Genomic DNA, 16,755 nt, shown 5'->3' with positions numbered 1-16,755 from the left:
GTGTTTTAGAGGGGGTAAAGCCTTCTCAGGTCCCGACCTACCAGAACAGTACTAATACCGTTCCCCGCTACACTCGTCCCCACTGTGAGGCAGTAGCATGAACGTCAATCAAATCTCACAGAACAGACAAGAAACCAGTCAACACCCTTGGCACATACCATACTCACCACAATGTATCTGTGCAGGGTGTCAAAGTAAGCCTTATTGGGATGGTGAAATCTATTACAGTTGCTGCCTGAAATGCCTTGAGCAAAAGTCTCTTGGTCCGTTTAGGAAAAAGCACTTTAAGGAAAATAGTTACTCAACACTATTCTGGTTGACCGACTATGAACGCAATAATTCAGGAAAGGAAACATTGCAATGATTAAACTATTTAACAGAAACGAAACACTAAGATGGCTGATGTAGATATTGCCGTAGACAGTGGCGATCTTAAAGCAGCCATCGCACTATTAAATGAATACGGTCAATCCTTCACAGGGATGGTTAACAAGGTTCAGACAGAAGGCAATAGGCTTGCAAGAGCAAGTAAAGCTACAGCAGCCCAAGTAGAACAGGCTTTCAACAACTCCTTGGCTAAGATCAATAACGACAAGCTAGCCGTACAGGCCAAACAAGAAGCACAGATTCTAAGGCTACGGGAACAGAACTGGAAACAATTCTTTCAAAGCTACGGAAAGTCACAGGCTGGTTTGAATGGTGCTCCAAGTTCTGCTGGTAGTTCTGCACTACTACAGATGCTCAAGGACGAGGAACAGCAGGCTAAGGTGAACGCTCAAGCCCTCAAGGCACTGGAACAGGAAAAGATCAGGCTTACCGCTACCTACAACCCTCTCCTAGCCGCACAGAGACAGTACGAGCAATCGCTACAAGAGATTAACCGGGCTACAGAACTACAGATCATTGACACCAAGCAGCAAGCCGCAGCATTAGCCCAACTTGACAGGGAATATGAGGCCCTAGGCTCTGGTGTGTACCTAGCAGGATCACGGTTCAATCAGTTTGGTGAAATGGCCGGTATGTCAGGCAAGGCCGCAGGTCGGTTCGGCATGTATGCTCAACAGGCAGGTTATCAGATCGGTGACTTCGCGGTGCAGCTACAGTCAGGGGCAAATGCTGGTGTAGCGTTCTCTCAGCAGGCCGCACAGCTTGCAGGTCTAATCCCCGGCCTAGCTGGTGCCCTGACCACCTTCGCAGCCATTGGTGTCGGTCTAGGTATTCAAGCCATGACCAGGTTCAATGAGGACGGTAGGAAAGGCAAGGACATCTACGACGATCTAGGGGCAACCCTAAGCAACCTAGAAGCTCTGACCTTCTCCAACATCACAGGTAGCCTATCAGACAGTGCCAAGACCATCCGTGCAGAGTTCCAAGCAACCTTTGACCTGATTGAGCGGGTGGAGACACAAGCCCTCAAGAACAATCTCTTGCAACCTCTCAAGGAAATGGAAGCGGAACTAAAGGCTTTCCAAACTAGGAACCAGTTATCCAACCAACTTGGTAGTGGTGATACCTCATTTAATTATCTTGGCTTCACTGATCCTGACAGAGCAATTCAAGCTTTCAGTTACCTAAAGGATATTCAGGGTGAAACGAGGGAAGAACTTTCCCGCAGTCTGAACCTACAGACCATGTATCTACAAGGGTCAGGTCTATTGACAGCTGAGGTACAAGCTAGACTTGCAATTATGGCTGAGGAACTTGGTATTGTAGAAAGCACCACTCAACAAGCTGAAACACTCAACAGCGTGTATGAGAGCCAAAGAGTAGAACTTGCTCAATCCAATGAACTGCTAAGGCTAAAGGCACAATTTGGGGAACAATCCGTACAGTACCTTAATGCTGAAAGGAATCAGACCCTACAGAACCTTCGCACTGAAATGGAACGGGCTGGTGTTGCTGACCATCTTATCAGTCAGATCATCACAATGAAGAATGAGCAGATTGGTTATGAACAGTCTGTAGCTAGATCAACCGCAGCCGTAGAGACGCTACAGAACGTCCTAGAGGGCATTAGCGGAATTGACATATCATCAGTATTCATTCGCGCACAGGCTGCTGCTAACGGCCTTCTAGGCACTGTGAACGCCATTGGTAGGGGATTGTCTCAAGTAGGTCAGTTAGGACTAGAGGCTCAAGCGATCCAAGCAGAGAACGCGGCATTGAAAGGTGGGGCAAGTCCCGGTCAGGCCAGAATTGCTGGTGAAACAGTGAGGTTCGGTAATAGTCTGAATTTACCTGACGGTCCGCTAAATAACATTGCCAAAGGTTTCCTGACTAAAGCTTTCGAGAACCAATCTCTTGAGAACTTATCCTACACAGAGGAAAATGCTCAAATCACCTCTGCCTGGAATGAATCAAATAATCCTAAAGGTGGTGGTAAAGGCAAGAAACCTAAACTGTCAGATGCAGAGAAGCAAGTTGAGAAAGCTAATGACAAACTTAAAGAGTTCTTTGAGCAGTACAATCTGAACATCAAACAGCAAGAACGTCTATTAGGTGTTCAAGGTGAACAGAGACAAGAACTTGAAAAGGTAATCGAGATTGAGAACCGTCTTGGTGAAGCACGTAGTCTAGTGTCTCAAGAACAGATCGAAGCTATGGCTAGAGAGGAACTTGCCCTAGAGCGAAAGCTACAAAGAGAGCAAGAAATCTACAATCTAGGCAAGAATAGCGTAGAGAACCTTCTAATGACTGTCGTGGATGGTACTTCAAGTATTGAAGATGCATTCAAAGGTATGTTGAGAAATATTCTCCTAGAAGTCTATCAGCAATATGTAGCGAAAGGTGCTGCTGATCTTGCAGGTAATGCCTTGGTTAGCCTGCTATCCGCTAATGGTAATGCCTTTGGTGCTGGTGGTGTCAAAATGTTCGCTAAAGGTGGCGTTGTAGGTTCCCCTACTCTGTTCGGCTATAGTGGCAATAAGACAGGAATGATGGGTGAAGCAGGTCCAGAAGCTATCATGCCACTAAAGAGAAATAGTCAAGGTCGTCTTGGTGTGGAAGTCTCTGGTGGTGGTGGCAGTCAGGTAAACGTCTACCATAATTTCAACATTGCAGCTAATGGCGATGATTCTGTAAACAGGATTATTCAGTCACATATTCCAAGAATTACCGAGGCAAGCAAGCGTGCTGTTATTGACGCCAACCGTAGAAGTCAGAAGGGCTTTCGGTAATTAATGAAGCGGGGGACAATAGCGCCCCTACTTCTACTACTACTTTACAATCAAGGAAATTGAACATGATTAAATTAAAGACAAACTGGTCTGTACTATCCCAAGATCAAGCTACAACTAATAAAGTACAGGAACTGAAATCTTACCTAGATAACCGACTATCTGTAGTCAAAGAGGCTACACAAGATGATCTTGAACGTATTCTGGTAAGCTTCCTAGCCTATGGCTCTAATGAATACCAAATTAGTATGGACTCCATTCCAGATCAGGACAAAGAACTTGTTGCAGTATGTAGGGATACACTCACAGGGAAGCTACTACAGCGCACGAAAGGTCGGAATGGCTATCGGGTCAGGGAAGATCAATTAGGGCCGTACAGCGTCACCACAACAGGTGCAGAGAGCAAGTTTAGGGTACTCACCAAGTACGGTTCAGCGATCCTGGACGACAGCTACCATGACATTCCCCTAGATCAGCTTAAGACACTGAATTACTACCCCGTCTCGTCTATTACCGTGATTAAGCCCCATCTACAGACAAGTTGGTGTGTCACTGGTGAAGGTCCAGCGCTACGGTGGCAAGGTGTAGAAGGTGATGAACTACCCGAAACAGGTCTATTCGCACAGATCAGGGACAGAGCAGTAGCTGACAACTGGATGACACTAGCCCCTTACGGAGAAGATACCATTCTCTGTGTAGATGCTAACCAAGCCTGTGTGTCCCTAAGGACTGCTACAGCAAAAATGACAGGACAACTTTTTAACTACTCTGTCTCATTCAAAGATCAGTTTGGGCGGAAAGGTGTGACTTGGGGTAGTAAAGGCTAAGCTCTACAATCACTAAATAAATATATCCCTACGGCATTAGATAGCTGTAGGGACTTTTTCTATCTTGAAGGAATGAATCAATGATTTTTAGTTTTCTCTACATCGCATCAGCACTAGCAGTAACCGTATCAGCTATGAATAATTCCTACACATTCGATAACTAAAGTTAGTTACTACAGTAATCTTTTTTATTCATGACTGAATGATGATTAATCTAATCTGTAGCGTGACTACTATAGTATTGCGCTCCGCTAGGGAATATAGGACTGAACCCTGCCCGTTCAAGGGTCTATCATGTCACTACACGGAATAAATTTTGGGGCGTACAGCGGCAATAGCACTGTCAGGTAGGGTGATCTACAGAGATAGTGTTCCGCCGCTGTAGGGTGCCTTCTAGGGCTTCTGTGGCACTACTCAGGTGCTATTCCTGCAATCTCTTCCAAGATCATCTGTCTTACGTCATTGGGAACTGGGCCTTTCTGATAAGTATACGTCTTTCCGCCCATTCTGTTGAATTTCTTTGTAGGATTTTTTATAAGGTATTCTCTGACTTTGATATCATCAGCGGATGGTGTTCTCTTTTGCTGCTTGTTATTTGTTTTTTGCTTGATACCGAAATGCTTTATTGCTTCTTCTTTCGTTATTCCAAGAAGATCAAACTTCGAGATACCTGATAGGGACGATATGTTGTTAATTTTATCTTTTATAGACTCAGCTTCCCCTACAGCACTTGCCTTGATTTTCTCTCTAATCTTAGCTTGTTGTTCATCGTGTTCTTTGAGTTGTGCAAGCAGATCATCAATGTTTTCTTCTTTTGCCATTTCTAATTCCAATCTAGTGTGTTGATTGCTTCTTGTAGCTTAGGGAAAGGGGTATTGCCGCTTGAGTACCTGCCATATGACATAGTGGTGATCTTGTGACCTAGCAACCTCGCAGCGATCAGTTCATCTATACCAGCAGCCTCAAACTGACTAGCTACGGATTTTCTGAAAGAGTGGAATACTAGGTCAGGACCGTACCCGCAGTTAGTTTTGATCCTACCAAACCGTTTTCCAATAGCGTTGGACCTGTCCCCGTACTTGTTTTCAGTCAGACCGGACAGAACGTACCCATCTAGAGAACCCTTCACCAGTGAGGCTACAAGGCTGGCAATGTCTTTGTGTATGGGGATGGTTCTCAGGCCAGATTTTGTCTTAGCATCTTGGATAACTAGCCTATCCTTCTTCACATCACTGGTCTTAAGTGAGCAAATTTCCTCTAATCTACAGCCTGTATACGCTGCAATCCGTATCAGAGCGACCATCTGAAGGTCTTTCGTGGCTGCTATTAGCTTCTTGTAGTCGTCTACCTCAAAAGACTTCCTGCTATCTGCATTAATCTGTTTCTGAGTGGTCAATCTGGCAGGTACTACATCATCAAAAGGATCAGGTAGGTTCAGGTCTTTCTTGTCCTGTAGGTATTTCCAGTACTGACGTGAGTTAGAGACGATCTTCCTACAACTAAGCAGAGACAAGCCTTGTTCAGCAATCAGGTTAATCTCTACCCAATCTCTAACAGCCTTCTTTGTGGCATCCTTGGCGTACTTGAACTGTTTAGCAAAGCGTTTGACGTCAGATATGCGAATATCCTTAGTCTTTTCTTCTATGTAGGTCAGTGATTTATCGTAATCAGCAATGAACTGCTTAAGAAGGAAAGTCTTACCCTTAGCAATCTCGTCTATCTCTGTTTTTTCAGTATCTGACAGGGCTGACGCAGGACCTACAACATTCATGATGTGCTGAATCATTTCAGTGGTCAGCTTGGGGGGTTCATCCTTCTTACGGGAATCCTTCTGCACCTTCACCAGAAACGCCAAATCAGTCTCTGAAAGGTTGTTCCGCGCTGCTTCAATCTCTGCTTTCCAGCGTGAGACGAGAGCGTGTTTCCGTACCTCAGCCACCTTGAGGGAGTCAGTCTGTAATGATTGCTTGAACCGGACCTTGCCTAGCTTCGCACGTAGGCTCTTGGGCACCTCTATTGTGGCGTAGTACCCGTTACGTTGCTTGACCAGATATTGTGCCATATTGACAACTACCACCTACGATTCTCACCTACATTGACCACAGCAACCTGTTGTAGATCAATATATTTTCAGGAGTCCATAGGCTTAAGTCGCATCCGGCGCCCGCTCTGCCAAGGGGCGCCGGTTCGGGGCACGGGCACGGGACGGGGGCATCCCGTGCCGTACAGTAAAGCACGGCTCCATGTCGGGGATGTGACGGCCCTCAGGCGGGAAAGCCCGGCGCGCGGCGCAGGTTGCCCGTGACCATGCCGCGACAGTTCAGGATCGGTCCGTCCAGAAGCGCCTGCGCCGCCGGATGGGCCGCATCCAGAACCCCCAGGTGGATCAGCAGCGCGGTGATCGCGGCCTCGCTGGCGCGGGTGCCGCCATCGGTGATCTTCAGCGCGACGCCCAGGCCCTGGTCGGGCAGGATCGCCACGAACACCGCCTCGGCCCCGGTCTTGATCGCCGCGACGCCCCCCATCGCGCGCATCAACTCGGTGCAGGACCGACCCTCGCCCGCGACCATATCGGGGTGGCTGCGCATCGCGTCCACCAGCCGCCGCATGGCCATGCCGCGCCTGTCCGTTCCGGGATTGGCGAACCGTGCCATCGCGCGGGCCAGCCCCTCGACCGTGCAGGCCCAGTTCGGGGCCGAACAGCCGTCGATGCCGAAACCGGGGCTCTCCTCGTCGGTGACCGCCTCGAAGGCGGCCTTGACGGCGCGCTGGACCGGGTGGTCGGGCTCGACATAATCCGGCCCGCCCTTCAGGTGCCGGTTCAGCGTCAGAAAGCCCGCATGCTTGCCCGAACAGTTGTTGTGCAGCTGGCAGGACGCGGTGTCGGAGCAGGTCAGGCGGCGGTTCTCCTCCGGGTCGCGGGGCATGTGGCTGCCGCAGCGCAGGTCGGACTCGCCCAGGCCCAACCCGGTCAGCCAGCCGTCCACGGCCGCGACATGCATCGCCGCCCCCGAGTGGCTGGCGCAGGCCAGGGCCAGCTGGCGGTCGGTCAGGCCCGCCGCATCGGCGGCCCCGCTTTCCATCAGCGGCAGCGCCTGGATCATCTTGCACGACGACCGCGGATAGATCACCTGCCCGGGTCGCCCCCAGGCCTCGACCACGCCATGGGCGTCGCAGATCACGGCATGGCCGGCATGCAGGCTTTCGCGCATGTCGCCGCGCCACAGTTCGATCATTTCTGCGGACCGCATGTTTTCTCCCTGACAATTGCGCGATTGTGCTTGCGCAGCCTTTAACGGGCGGCGATTTTCGCTATCCTGACGACAGATGGTTGAAAAGACCACAGCAATCAGGAAGAACGCCGGGCGAAGCGGCGAATTGAATTGGCAGGAGGCCAGAGCATGATTACCACCACCCTGCGCGGCATGGGCGCCAGCCTTGTCCTGATCGCCGGACTGGGCACGGCGGTTGCGCAAGAATCCAGCAACGTCGTGGCGACCGAAGGGGACTGGACAGTCTTCGCGGCCGACAACCCGCGCGAATGCTGGGCAGTCTCGCCCCCGAAATCCACGCTGAACACCCGCGACGGTCAGCCGACCGAGGTGACGCGCGGCGACATCCGCCTGTACGTCGCCTACCGTCCCGGCCAGAACGGAGAGGTCAGCTTCAGCGGCGGCTATCCCTTCGCCCCGGATTCGACGGTCGAGGTCGATGTGGGCGGCCGCACGTTCAACCTGTTCACCGAGGGCGAGAGCGCCTGGACCGGCAGCCCGTCCGACGACGAGGCGATGATCGCGGCCCTGCGCGGCGGCTCGTCGGCGGTCGTGACCGGCCGTTCGGCACGCGGCACCACGACCAAGGACACGTTCAGCCTGTCGGGCATCACCGCCGCGACCAACAGCGCACGCGAGCGCTGCCAGTAACCGCAAGGTTGCAGTCCTGACGGAACCAAGGGGGCGGGCCGGTTGATTTCGGGCCCGCTTTCGCATATGTGGCTGTCTTTCGCCCCTTGGGCCGTTCCAACACCGGTGATCTTCATGACCGATCAGACCCCGTCTGCGCCGATCACGCAGGACGTGATGACGCTTCCGCGCAAGCTGCCCCAGGGCGGGCTGACGAACATCGTCGGCCTGACGCGGGCGCAGCTGCTGGACGCCTTGGTCGCGGCGGGCACGCCCGAGCGTCAGGCCAAGATGCGCGTGGGCCAGGTCTGGCAGTGGGTCTATCACTGGGGCGTGCGCGATTTCGCGCAGATGACCAACCTGGCCAAGGATTACCGCGCCCTGCTGGCCGAGCATTTCGAGATCGTCCTGCCCGAGATGGTGACCCGTCAGGTCAGCAGCGACGGCACGCGCAAGTATCTTGTCCGCATCGCCGGCGGCCACGAGGTCGAGGTCGTCTACATCCCCGAGGAGGGCCGCGGCACGCTCTGCGTCAGCAGCCAGGTGGGCTGCACGTTGACCTGTTCGTTCTGCCATACCGGCACGCAGAAGCTGGTGCGCAACCTGACGCCCGGGGAAATCGTCGGCCAGCTGATGCTGGCGCGCGACGATCTGGGCGAATGGCCCGTCCAGGGCGCCCCCAAGGACGAGACGCGGCTGATCAGCAACATCGTCCTGATGGGCATGGGCGAGCCGCTGTACAATTTCGAGAACGTCCGCGACGCGATGAAGGTCGTGATGGACAACGAGGGCCTGTCCCTGTCGCGCCGCCGCATCACCCTGTCGACCAGCGGCGTCGTCCCCGAGATCGCGCGCACCGCGCAGGAGATCGGCTGCCTGCTGGCCGTCAGCTTCCACGCGACGACGGACGAGGTCCGCGACCGGCTGGTCCCCATCAACAAGCGCTGGAACATCGAGACGCTGCTGGCCGCGCTGCGGGACTATCCTCGCCTGACCAACAGCGAGCGGATCACCTTTGAATACGTGATGCTGGCGGGCGTGAACGACAGCGACGAGGACGCGCACCGCCTGGTCAAGCTGATCGAGGGCATCCCGGCCAAGATCAACCTGATCCCGTTCAACGAATGGCCCGGCGCCCCCTACAAGCGGTCCAGCAATAACCGCATCCATGCCTTCGCGAACATCATCCACAATGCGGGCTATGCCAGCCCGATCCGCACCCCGCGCGGAGAGGACATCATGGCCGCCTGCGGTCAGCTGAAATCCGCGACAGAACGCGGCCGCAAGTCCCGCGCCCAGATTGCGGCGGAAACCGCCTAGAACAGCCCGTCTGAACCTGCCGCAGGGCCGGTCACGGCACCTGCCACCGGCAGGCTGCTCGACGGCGACCTCCTGTGCGGATGGCACGCTCTACAGTGCGTTTGGCGGTGATCGCCGCCGCGGCGTCACGGGAGTTTTTGCCTGTCGTCCGGTCCAAAGGCCTGTCTGCGATGCGTTTGGCCCCGCCGCGCACAAACAGTTTTGGCGCGTGACCCTTGGCCCTGTTCGTCGCATTTACAGTGTGGCTTCATCGGCGACCTGTACCATCGTGATGCAGGTTGCGGCCTATGTGCTTGGCTGTTCGACGACGCTTGCAGCAGCAGGGGTTGCCCAAACCGGGAAACGTCCGCCAAGGACGACCTCTCCCCCAGCGCCTGCAACATGATTGCGGGAGCAGTGACCGTCAGCGCCGCCTGCCGCCGCGGGGCAGGGTGGTGCGGTTGCCGCGGGGTCCGGTCTGGACCGGGGTGTTGTCGCGGTTCTCGTCGTGCAGCTTGCGCCAGCGCTCCAGCCGGTCCGCGTCCAGCGTGCCGGCGCGCACGGCCGCCTGCACGGCGCAGCCCGGTTCATGCGCATGGGTGCAGTCGCGGAACCGGCAATGGGGGGCCAGTTCGGTGATCTCGGCGAACAGCATCTCGATGCCCACGGCGACATCGGCCACGTGCAGCGTGCGCATGCCGGGCGTGTCGATGACCCAGCCCCCGCCCGCCACCGGATGCAGCGACCGCGCGGTGGTGGTGTGCCGCCCCTTGGCGTCCGATTCGCGGATCTCGCCTGTGGCCTGGGCATCGCGGCCCGACAGCGTGTTCAGCAGCGTCGATTTGCCCACCCCGGACGAACCCACCAGCGCGACCGTCCGCCCCGGTCCGCACCAAGGTGCCAGCACGGCCGCCGCATCGGCCGACTTGGCGTTCAGCGCCACGACCTGCAGCCCGCGCTGCAGGGTGCTGGCGCGGTCGATCCAGTCCGACGGGTCGTCGACCTTGTCGATCTTGGTCAGCACGATCACCGGGTCCGTCCCGGCCTCGTTCGCCAAGGCCAGATAGCGTTCCAGCCGCGCCGGGTTGAAATCATCGTTGCACGACGTGACCACGAACAGCGTGTCCACGTTGGCGGCGATCAGCTGGCGGGCATCCGCCCCCTCGGTCCGGCGGCGCAGCAGGGCGCGGCGGTCCAGCAGGCGGGCCACGACGCGCGTGTCGCCCTTGGCCAGCACCCAGTCGCCCACCGCAAAGTCTGCGGTCGTGGCATGCAGCGGCAGGTCCAGCCGGACCTGGCCCGCCCCGGTTTCGGCCATCAGCCGCGACCGGTGCACCGCGGCGATGCGCATGGGCACCAGCCCCGCATCGTCATCGGTGACCTGATCGGCAAAGAAGGGCCCCCAGCCCAGATCGTCCAGTGCGCGTGTCATGCGATCTGCATGATCGGGCCACGGGCGCGATGCAAGCGTTTCATTCCGGCGACCAGGCGTCGATGATCGCCACGGCCTCGTCCGCGGTCTCGACATAGCGGATCAGGTCCAGGTCGGACGCGCTGATCGTGCCGGCGCGGGCCAGGGCCTGCCAGTTGATGATGCCGTCCCAGAACTCGGCCCCGAACAGCAGGACCGGGATGCGGGCCATGCGGCCGGTCTGGATCAGGGTCAGCGCCTCGAACAGCTCGTCCAGGGTGCCGAAGCCGCCGGGGAAGACCGTGATGGCGCGGGCGCGCATCAGGAAATGCATCTTGCGGATCGCGAAATAGTGGAAGTTGAAGCACAGGTCCGGCGTGACATAGGGGTTGGGCGCCTGCTCGTGCGGCAGCACGATGCCCAGGCCGATTGACTGGCCGCCGACCTCCTGCGCGCCAAGGTTGCCCGCCTCCATGACGCCGGGGCCGCCGCCGGTGCAGATGACCAGGTCCTTGCCGCCCTGCGCCAGGCTGCGTTCGGTCATCAGGCGGGCGAACAGGCGCGCCTCGGTATAGTATTTCGACAGTTCGGCCAAGGCCGGGCTGCGGGCGTCGCGGGCCGCGCCGTCGGGCGCCGGGATGCGCGCGCCGCCGAACATCACCACGGTGGATTCGATGCCGTGTTCGTCCATGATCATCTGGGGCTTCAGCAGCTCCAGCTGCAGGCGGACGGGGCGCAGCTCCTCGCGCAGCAGAAAGTCGCGGTCGCTGAAGGCCAGCTGATAGGACGGCGCACGGGTCTGGGGCGTGTCGGGCACGTGCCGGGCGCGGGCCGCGTCGCGGCTGCTGGCGGGCAGGGTGTGGGCGCGGTCCTGTTCGGTCGTATCGGTCATCAAGGCCTCGGGGTGGGGGATGCGCGGATTGCGCGGGCATTGGTTGATGCTTATAGCCCACAGGCAACAGTTTCCACCCGGACGCGACAGCAGCAAGAGGCCAAGATGACTCAAGACCTGGAACAAGCCATCGAAACCGCGTGGGAGGCCCGCGCCGAGATCACCCCCGACACGCAGGGCGCCGCCCGCGAGGCCGTGCGCGAGACCCTGCACCAGCTGGACAGCGGCGCCCTGCGCGTGGCCGAAAAGCGCGGCGCCGACTGGCACGTGAACCAGTGGGCGAAAAAGGCGGTGCTGCTGTCCTTCCGCCTGAACGACATGGAGGAGATGGCCGGCGGTCCCCAGGGCACCTCGTGGTGGGACAAGGTTCCGTCCAAGTTCCACGGCTGGACCCAGGACGACTGGCGCCGCGCGGGGTTCCGCGCCGTGCCGGGCGCGATCGTGCGGCGATCGGCGTTCGTCGGCAAGGGCGCGGTTCTGATGCCGTCCTTCGTCAACCTGGGTGCCCATGTGGGCGAGGGCGCGATGATCGACACCTGGGCCACCGTCGGGTCCTGCGCGCAGATCGGTAAGAACGTCCACCTGTCGGGCGGCGTGGGAATCGGCGGCGTGCTGGAGCCGCTGCAGGCGGGGCCGACGATCATCGAGGACGACTGTTTCATCGGCGCGCGTTCGGAGGTGGTCGAGGGCTGCATCGTGCGCGAGGGATCGGTCCTGGGGATGGGCGTCTATATCGGCCAGTCGACCAAGATCGTCGACCGCGAGACCGGCAGCGTGACCTATGGCGAGGTTCCGGCGGGGTCGGTCGTGGTGTCGGGCACGATGCCGTCCAAGAACGGCGTGAATCTGTACTGTGCGGTGATCGTCAAGCGGGTCGACCCGCAGACGCGGTCCAAGACCTCGATCAACGAGCTGCTGCGCGACTGATGACCACGCTGTTCATCGATGCGGATGCCTGCCCGGTCAAGGCCGAGGCCGAGCGGGTGGCCGTCCGCATGGGTGTGCCCATGGTGCTGGTCTGCAACGGGGGCCTCAGGATGCCCACGCATCCGCTGGTCCGGCTGCAGATCGTGTCCGCGGGCCCGGACGAGGCCGACAAGTGGATCGCCGACAGCTGCGGTCCCGGCGACGTGGTGGTGACGGGCGACCTGCCGCTGGCGGATCGCTGCATCAAGGCGGGGGCGGCGGTGCTGACCCATGCCGGAGAGGTGCTGGACGTGCGCAACATCGGCCCACGGCTGGCCACGCGCGACCTGATGGCCGACATCCGCGCGGCGGACCCGTTCCACAAGGGCGGCGGGGCGGGGTTCGGCAAGGCCGACCGGGCACGGTTCCTGCAGTCGCTGGACCGGCTGCTGACCGCCGCACGCCGCGCGGGCTGAGCGCGGACCCCGTGACGCGTCAATGCGTTGCACCCCCGACAAGCAGGAGAATGCGATGAGCGATGACACCGTCATCACCGATCTGGTCGGCCGCGTGCGCAAGGGGGCCGAGGGCGACAAGGTCAGCGTCGGACAGATCGCCGAGGCCCTGGGCCAGGATTCGCTGCCCCCCAACCTGATGATCCCGGCCTTTGCGGTGGCGTCGCCCCTGTCGGGCGTGCCGCTGTTCTCCAGCATCTGCGGCCTGCTGATCGCGCTGGTGTCGGCGCAGATGCTGATCGGGCGCGATCACGTCTGGCTGCCGGGCTTCCTGATGCGGCGCCAGGTGTCCGGCGACCGGTTGCGCAAGGCGCTGGACTGGATGGAGAAGCCCGCGCGGTTCCTGGACCGGGTCAGCCACGAGCGGCTGACCCCGCTGGTGCGCAGGCCCATGCGCTGGATCGTGCAGGGGATCTGCCTGTGCTGCGGGCTGGTGATGCCGCTGCTGGAATTCATTCCGTTCACCTCGTCGCTGATGGGCGTGGTGGTCAGCCTGCTGGCGTTCGGCCTGCTGGCGCGGGACGGTGTCTTCGTGCTGCTGGGATTCCTGGCGATCGGCGGGGTGGTCACACTGGTCCTGACCCTGATGCCCTGAGCAAGGAGCGGTCGGCCGGGGCATCGATCCCCGGCCGACCGCTGCCGCGGCACGGGCCCAAGGCCCGCGACGCGACATGGCGCCCCCGTCAGGCGGGCTTGATCTTGTCCGCGGTGCCGCCGGCGAAGGCCGCCAGCCTGTCGCGGGCCTCGGCCTGGGTGTTCACGACGCCGGCCACGGCGGCCTCGGCATAGGCTGCGTCCAGCGCGCTCATGTTCTGCATGTGGCTGATGGCCGAGCAGATGGCGAAGTTCGACAGCGGCGGATTCAGCGCCGCCTTGCGCGCGATCTGCAGCGCATGGGCGGCCGGATCGTCGACGATGTACTGGCACAGCCCCACCGACACGGCCTCGTCCCCGCGATAGAGGCGCCCGGACAGCATCATGTCGATCATCCGCGCCTTGCCGATCAGGTCGGCCACGCGGATCGTCGCGCCGCCGCCCGTGAACAGGCCACGCTGCCCCTCGGGCAGGCCGAAATAGGTGCCGGGCCCCGCCACGCGGATATGCGCGGCGCTGGCCAGTTCCAGCCCGCCGCCAACCACCGCGCCCTGCAGCACTGCGATAATGGGCACTCCGCCATATTCCATCCGGTTGAACGCGTCGTGCCAGCGCAGGCAGACCTGCATGAAATCGGCGGCGCTGCGATCCTCGTGGTGGTGTTCCACCAGGTCCAGCCCGGCGCAGAAATGATCGCCCGCCGCGTCCAGGATCGCGGCGCGCACGCCCGCGCGCGGCAGGGTGGTGAAGATGTCGATCAGCTCCTCGATGGTGGCCAGGTCCAGCGCGTTGCGCTTGGCCGGGCGGTTCAGGGTGACGCGGGCGATGCCCTCGTCGTCCACCGCCAGCAGGATGTTCGACAGCCTCAGATCCGCGATGTCGCGCATGTCCGGTTCCCTCCCTTGAACGTGCGCGTCCGGGGATAGCCCGCCCCGCCGCCTGCGTCGAGGCGAAGTTCGCCGTTGGCAAACGCGTGCGAAAGGATCACCCTTGGACCATCCATCCAGGGAGGGATGCACCATGAAGGACCTGACCGACGCCGCGACCAACGCGGCAACCGCCACCCGCCGCCGCGCCGCCATGGCCCGCGGCGTGGGCGTGATGACCGACCATTTCGCGGCCCATGCCGAGAACGCCACCGTCACCGACATCGAGGGCAACCGCCTGATCGATTTCGCCGCCGGCATCGCGGTCGTGAACACCGGCCACCGCCACCCCCGCGTGATCGAGGCCGTGCGCGCCCAGCTGGACGCCTTCACCCATACCTGCCACCAAGTCCTGCCCTATGAGAACTATGTCTGCCTGGCGGAGCGTCTGAACGACGCGACTCCCGGCGATTTCGACAAGAAGACGATCTTTGTCACCACCGGGGCCGAGGCCTGCGAGAACGCGGTCAAGATCGCCCGCGCGGCCACGAAGCGCGACGCGGTGATCGCCTTCACCGGCGCGTTCCACGGGCGGACCTTCATGGGGATGACGCTGACCGGCAAGGTCGTGCCCTACAAGAAGGGCTTCGGCGGCATGATGCCCGACGTCTTTCACGCGCCCTTCCCCTGCCCGCTGCACGGGGTCACGACCGAGGACAGCCTGGCCGCCATCGACAAGCTGTTCAAGGCCGATCTGGACCCCGCCCGCGTCGCAGCCATCGTGTTCGAGCCGGTGCAGGGCGAGGGGGGCTTCTATCCCGCGCCCACCGATTTCGTCGTGGCGATCCGCGCGCTGTGCGACCGGCATGGCATCGTGATGATCGCCGACGAGGTGCAGACCGGGTTCGCGCGCACCGGCCGCCTGTTCGCGATGGAGCATCACGGCGTCGCGGCCGACCTGGTGACCATGGCCAAGGGCCTGGGCGGCGGGCTGCCCATCGCCGCGGTCACGGGCCGGGCCGAGATCATGGACGCGGCCGAGCCGGGGGGTCTGGGCGGCACCTATGGCGGCAACCCCTTGGGGATCGCGGCAGGCCTTGCGGTGCTGGACGTGATCGAGGAGGAGGGCCTCTGCGAACGCGCCGACCGCCTGGGCGCGGCGCTGAAGGCGCGGCTGGAGGCGATCCGGCCGCAAATGCCGGAACTGGCCGATATCCGGGGCCCGGGCTTCATGGTCGCGGCCGAGTTCATCGGCCCGGACGGGCCCGATGCAGGCCTGACGGCGCGGGTGCGCGAACAGGCGCTGGCGCGGGGGCTTTTGCTGCTGACCTGCGGGGTGCATGGCAACGTGATCCGCTTCCTGGCGCCGCTGACCATCCCGGACGACCAGTTCGCGCAGGCGCTGGACATTCTGGAGGAGGCGATGCTGGCCGCGCGGGCCTAGGCCCCGATCAGCAGGATCAGCGCGGGGATGGTCAGGATGCTGGCCGCGGTCGAGATCAGGATCGCGGTCGACACCCGCTGCTGCGCCAGCCCGAAATGCTGGGCCAGGATATAGACGTTGCCCGCGACCGGCAGGCCCGCCGCGACCACCATGACTCCTGCCGACACGGGATCCACCCCGAAGGCCCAGGCCGCCAGACCCACCGCGGCCGGGTGCAGGACCAGCTTGGCCCCCGACAGCCAGGCCGAGGGCGCCAGCCGCGCCAGGCTGCGCCCCGCCAGGCTGGCGCCGATGGCGAACAGCGCGCCCGGCGTGGCGGCGGCCCCCAGGATCGACAGGAACTCGTCCAGGGGGGCGGGCATGGGCAGGCCCAGCCCGCCCCAGGACAGGCCCGCGACCATCGCCAGGATCATCGGGTTGGCCGCGATCCCCCGCAACACCGGCACAATCGCGGCGAGGCCGACCCCGCCATTGCGCGAGGCATGCACGATCAGCGTGATCAGCGTGGAAAAGACCAGCATGTCGATGATCAGCACCATCAGCACCGGCCCGATCGCCGCTGGGCCCAGCAGCACGACCAGCATCGGCACGCCCAGAAAGCCGGTGTTGCCGATCATGCAGCACTGCGCCTCCATCGCGGCCTCGGCCAGGCCCAGGCCGCGGGCGCGCGCGACCCACAGGCCCACCGCCCAAACCGCCGTGGAGCCTGCCAGATAGGCCAGCACGAAGCGCAGATCGAACAGCTGGCCCAGATCAACCCCCGCGGCAAAGCGGAACAGCATCGCCGACAGCGCGAAATAGAACACGAATTTCGTCAGCCAGGCCGCGCCCTGGGCGGGAAAGAACCGCGTGGCGGCGGCGACCCAGCCCAGCCCGATCAGGGCAAAGAAGGGCAGGGTCTTGAGCAGGATCTCGGTCATCTG

At 60.4% G+C, this 16,755-nt stretch carries 15 protein-coding genes; 8 read left to right on the top strand and 7 right to left on the bottom strand.

Annotated elements, in window-relative coordinates:
* The first annotated feature begins 395 nt into the window (after positions 1–395).
* Both FHD67_RS21180 and FHD67_RS10315 read left to right on the top strand, forming a co-directional pair.
* Positions 396–3,176: a phage tail tape measure family protein gene (locus FHD67_RS21180; protein ID WP_139598654.1), complete on the top strand. Its 2,781-nt coding sequence runs from the start codon at positions 396–398 to the stop codon at positions 3,174–3,176.
* A gap of 65 nt (positions 3,177–3,241) precedes the next feature.
* On the top strand, positions 3,242–4,003 hold the full coding sequence (locus FHD67_RS10315) for a hypothetical protein (RefSeq protein ID WP_139598653.1): 762 nt from the start codon (positions 3,242–3,244) through the stop codon (positions 4,001–4,003).
* 410 nt (positions 4,004–4,413) lie between these two features.
* On the opposite strand, the gene FHD67_RS10310 is transcribed toward FHD67_RS10315, so the two are convergent.
* The 3 genes from FHD67_RS10310 to FHD67_RS10300 all read right to left on the bottom strand — a co-directional run bounded on the left by FHD67_RS10310 (position 4,414) and on the right by FHD67_RS10300 (position 7,254).
* Complete coding sequence (locus FHD67_RS10310) at positions 4,414–4,824, bottom strand: hypothetical protein (protein ID WP_139598652.1); 411 nt, start codon at positions 4,822–4,824, stop codon at positions 4,414–4,416.
* 2 nt (positions 4,825–4,826) lie between these two features.
* Positions 4,827–6,065 carry a tyrosine-type recombinase/integrase gene (locus tag FHD67_RS10305; protein ID WP_139598651.1) on the bottom strand — a complete coding sequence of 413 codons (1,239 nt, stop codon included), beginning with the start codon at positions 6,063–6,065 and terminating at the stop codon, positions 4,827–4,829.
* Between the two features lie 202 nt (positions 6,066–6,267).
* Entirely contained in the window at positions 6,268–7,254 is a 987-nt protein-coding gene (locus tag FHD67_RS10300) for an asparaginase (protein ID WP_139598650.1), read from the bottom strand.
* A gap of 150 nt (positions 7,255–7,404) precedes the next feature.
* Between FHD67_RS10300 and FHD67_RS10295 the strand changes: the two genes are divergently transcribed.
* Positions 7,405–7,926 carry an invasion associated locus B family protein gene (locus tag FHD67_RS10295; RefSeq protein WP_046000420.1) on the top strand — a complete coding sequence of 174 codons (522 nt, stop codon included), beginning with the start codon at positions 7,405–7,407 and terminating at the stop codon, positions 7,924–7,926.
* Between the two features lie 114 nt (positions 7,927–8,040).
* Positions 8,041–9,225, top strand: coding sequence for a dual-specificity RNA methyltransferase RlmN (gene rlmN / locus FHD67_RS10290; RefSeq protein WP_139598649.1), 1,185 nt, complete (start codon positions 8,041–8,043; stop codon positions 9,223–9,225).
* Between the two features lie 403 nt (positions 9,226–9,628).
* Here the strand turns inward: rlmN and rsgA are convergent, their stop codons facing one another.
* Positions 9,629–10,636 (bottom strand): ribosome small subunit-dependent GTPase A, encoded by a 1,008-nt coding sequence (gene rsgA / locus FHD67_RS10285; protein ID WP_139598648.1) that lies wholly within the window; start codon positions 10,634–10,636, stop codon positions 9,629–9,631.
* Positions 10,637–10,676: 40 nt separating this feature from the next.
* The gene (locus FHD67_RS10280; protein ID WP_046000418.1) at positions 10,677–11,507 is read right to left on the bottom strand and encodes an LOG family protein; all 831 of its coding nucleotides are present in this window, start codon (positions 11,505–11,507) and stop codon (positions 10,677–10,679) included.
* Positions 11,508–11,612: 105 nt separating this feature from the next.
* Here FHD67_RS10280 and dapD point away from each other — a divergent pair, with 105 nt between their 5' ends.
* From dapD to FHD67_RS10265, 3 genes are read left to right on the top strand one after another with little or no spacing between them, the layout of a single operon-like run.
* Positions 11,613–12,434, top strand: a complete 822-nt coding sequence (gene dapD / locus FHD67_RS10275; protein WP_139598647.1) for a 2,3,4,5-tetrahydropyridine-2,6-dicarboxylate N-succinyltransferase — start codon at positions 11,613–11,615, stop codon at positions 12,432–12,434.
* Positions 12,434–12,889, top strand: coding sequence for a YaiI/YqxD family protein (locus FHD67_RS10270; protein WP_046000417.1), 456 nt, complete (start codon positions 12,434–12,436; stop codon positions 12,887–12,889). The genes dapD and FHD67_RS10270 overlap by 1 nt, the downstream gene beginning before the upstream one ends.
* Before the next feature lie 55 nt (positions 12,890–12,944).
* Entirely contained in the window at positions 12,945–13,523 is a 579-nt protein-coding gene (locus FHD67_RS10265) for an exopolysaccharide biosynthesis protein (RefSeq protein ID WP_046000416.1), read from the top strand.
* An 88-nt stretch (positions 13,524–13,611) separates the two neighbouring features.
* Here the strand turns inward: FHD67_RS10265 and FHD67_RS10260 are convergent, their stop codons facing one another.
* On the bottom strand, positions 13,612–14,409 hold the full coding sequence (locus FHD67_RS10260; RefSeq protein ID WP_139598646.1) for a crotonase/enoyl-CoA hydratase family protein: 798 nt from the start codon (positions 14,407–14,409) through the stop codon (positions 13,612–13,614).
* Positions 14,410–14,542: 133 nt separating this feature from the next.
* Between FHD67_RS10260 and FHD67_RS10255 the strand changes: the two genes are divergently transcribed.
* Positions 14,543–15,832, top strand: a complete 1,290-nt coding sequence (locus FHD67_RS10255; protein ID WP_139598645.1) for a 4-aminobutyrate--2-oxoglutarate transaminase — start codon at positions 14,543–14,545, stop codon at positions 15,830–15,832.
* On the opposite strand, the gene FHD67_RS10250 is transcribed toward FHD67_RS10255, so the two are convergent.
* Entirely contained in the window at positions 15,829–16,752 is a 924-nt protein-coding gene (locus FHD67_RS10250) for an AEC family transporter (RefSeq protein WP_139598644.1), read from the bottom strand. The genes FHD67_RS10255 and FHD67_RS10250 overlap by 4 nt on opposite strands.
* Positions 16,753–16,755 lie beyond the last annotated feature (3 nt).

The organism is Paracoccus haeundaensis (assembly GCF_006239215.1).
Lineage (GTDB): Bacteria > Pseudomonadota > Alphaproteobacteria > Rhodobacterales > Rhodobacteraceae > Paracoccus > Paracoccus marcusii.
This window is presented reverse-complemented; position numbering and strand designations above follow the sequence as displayed.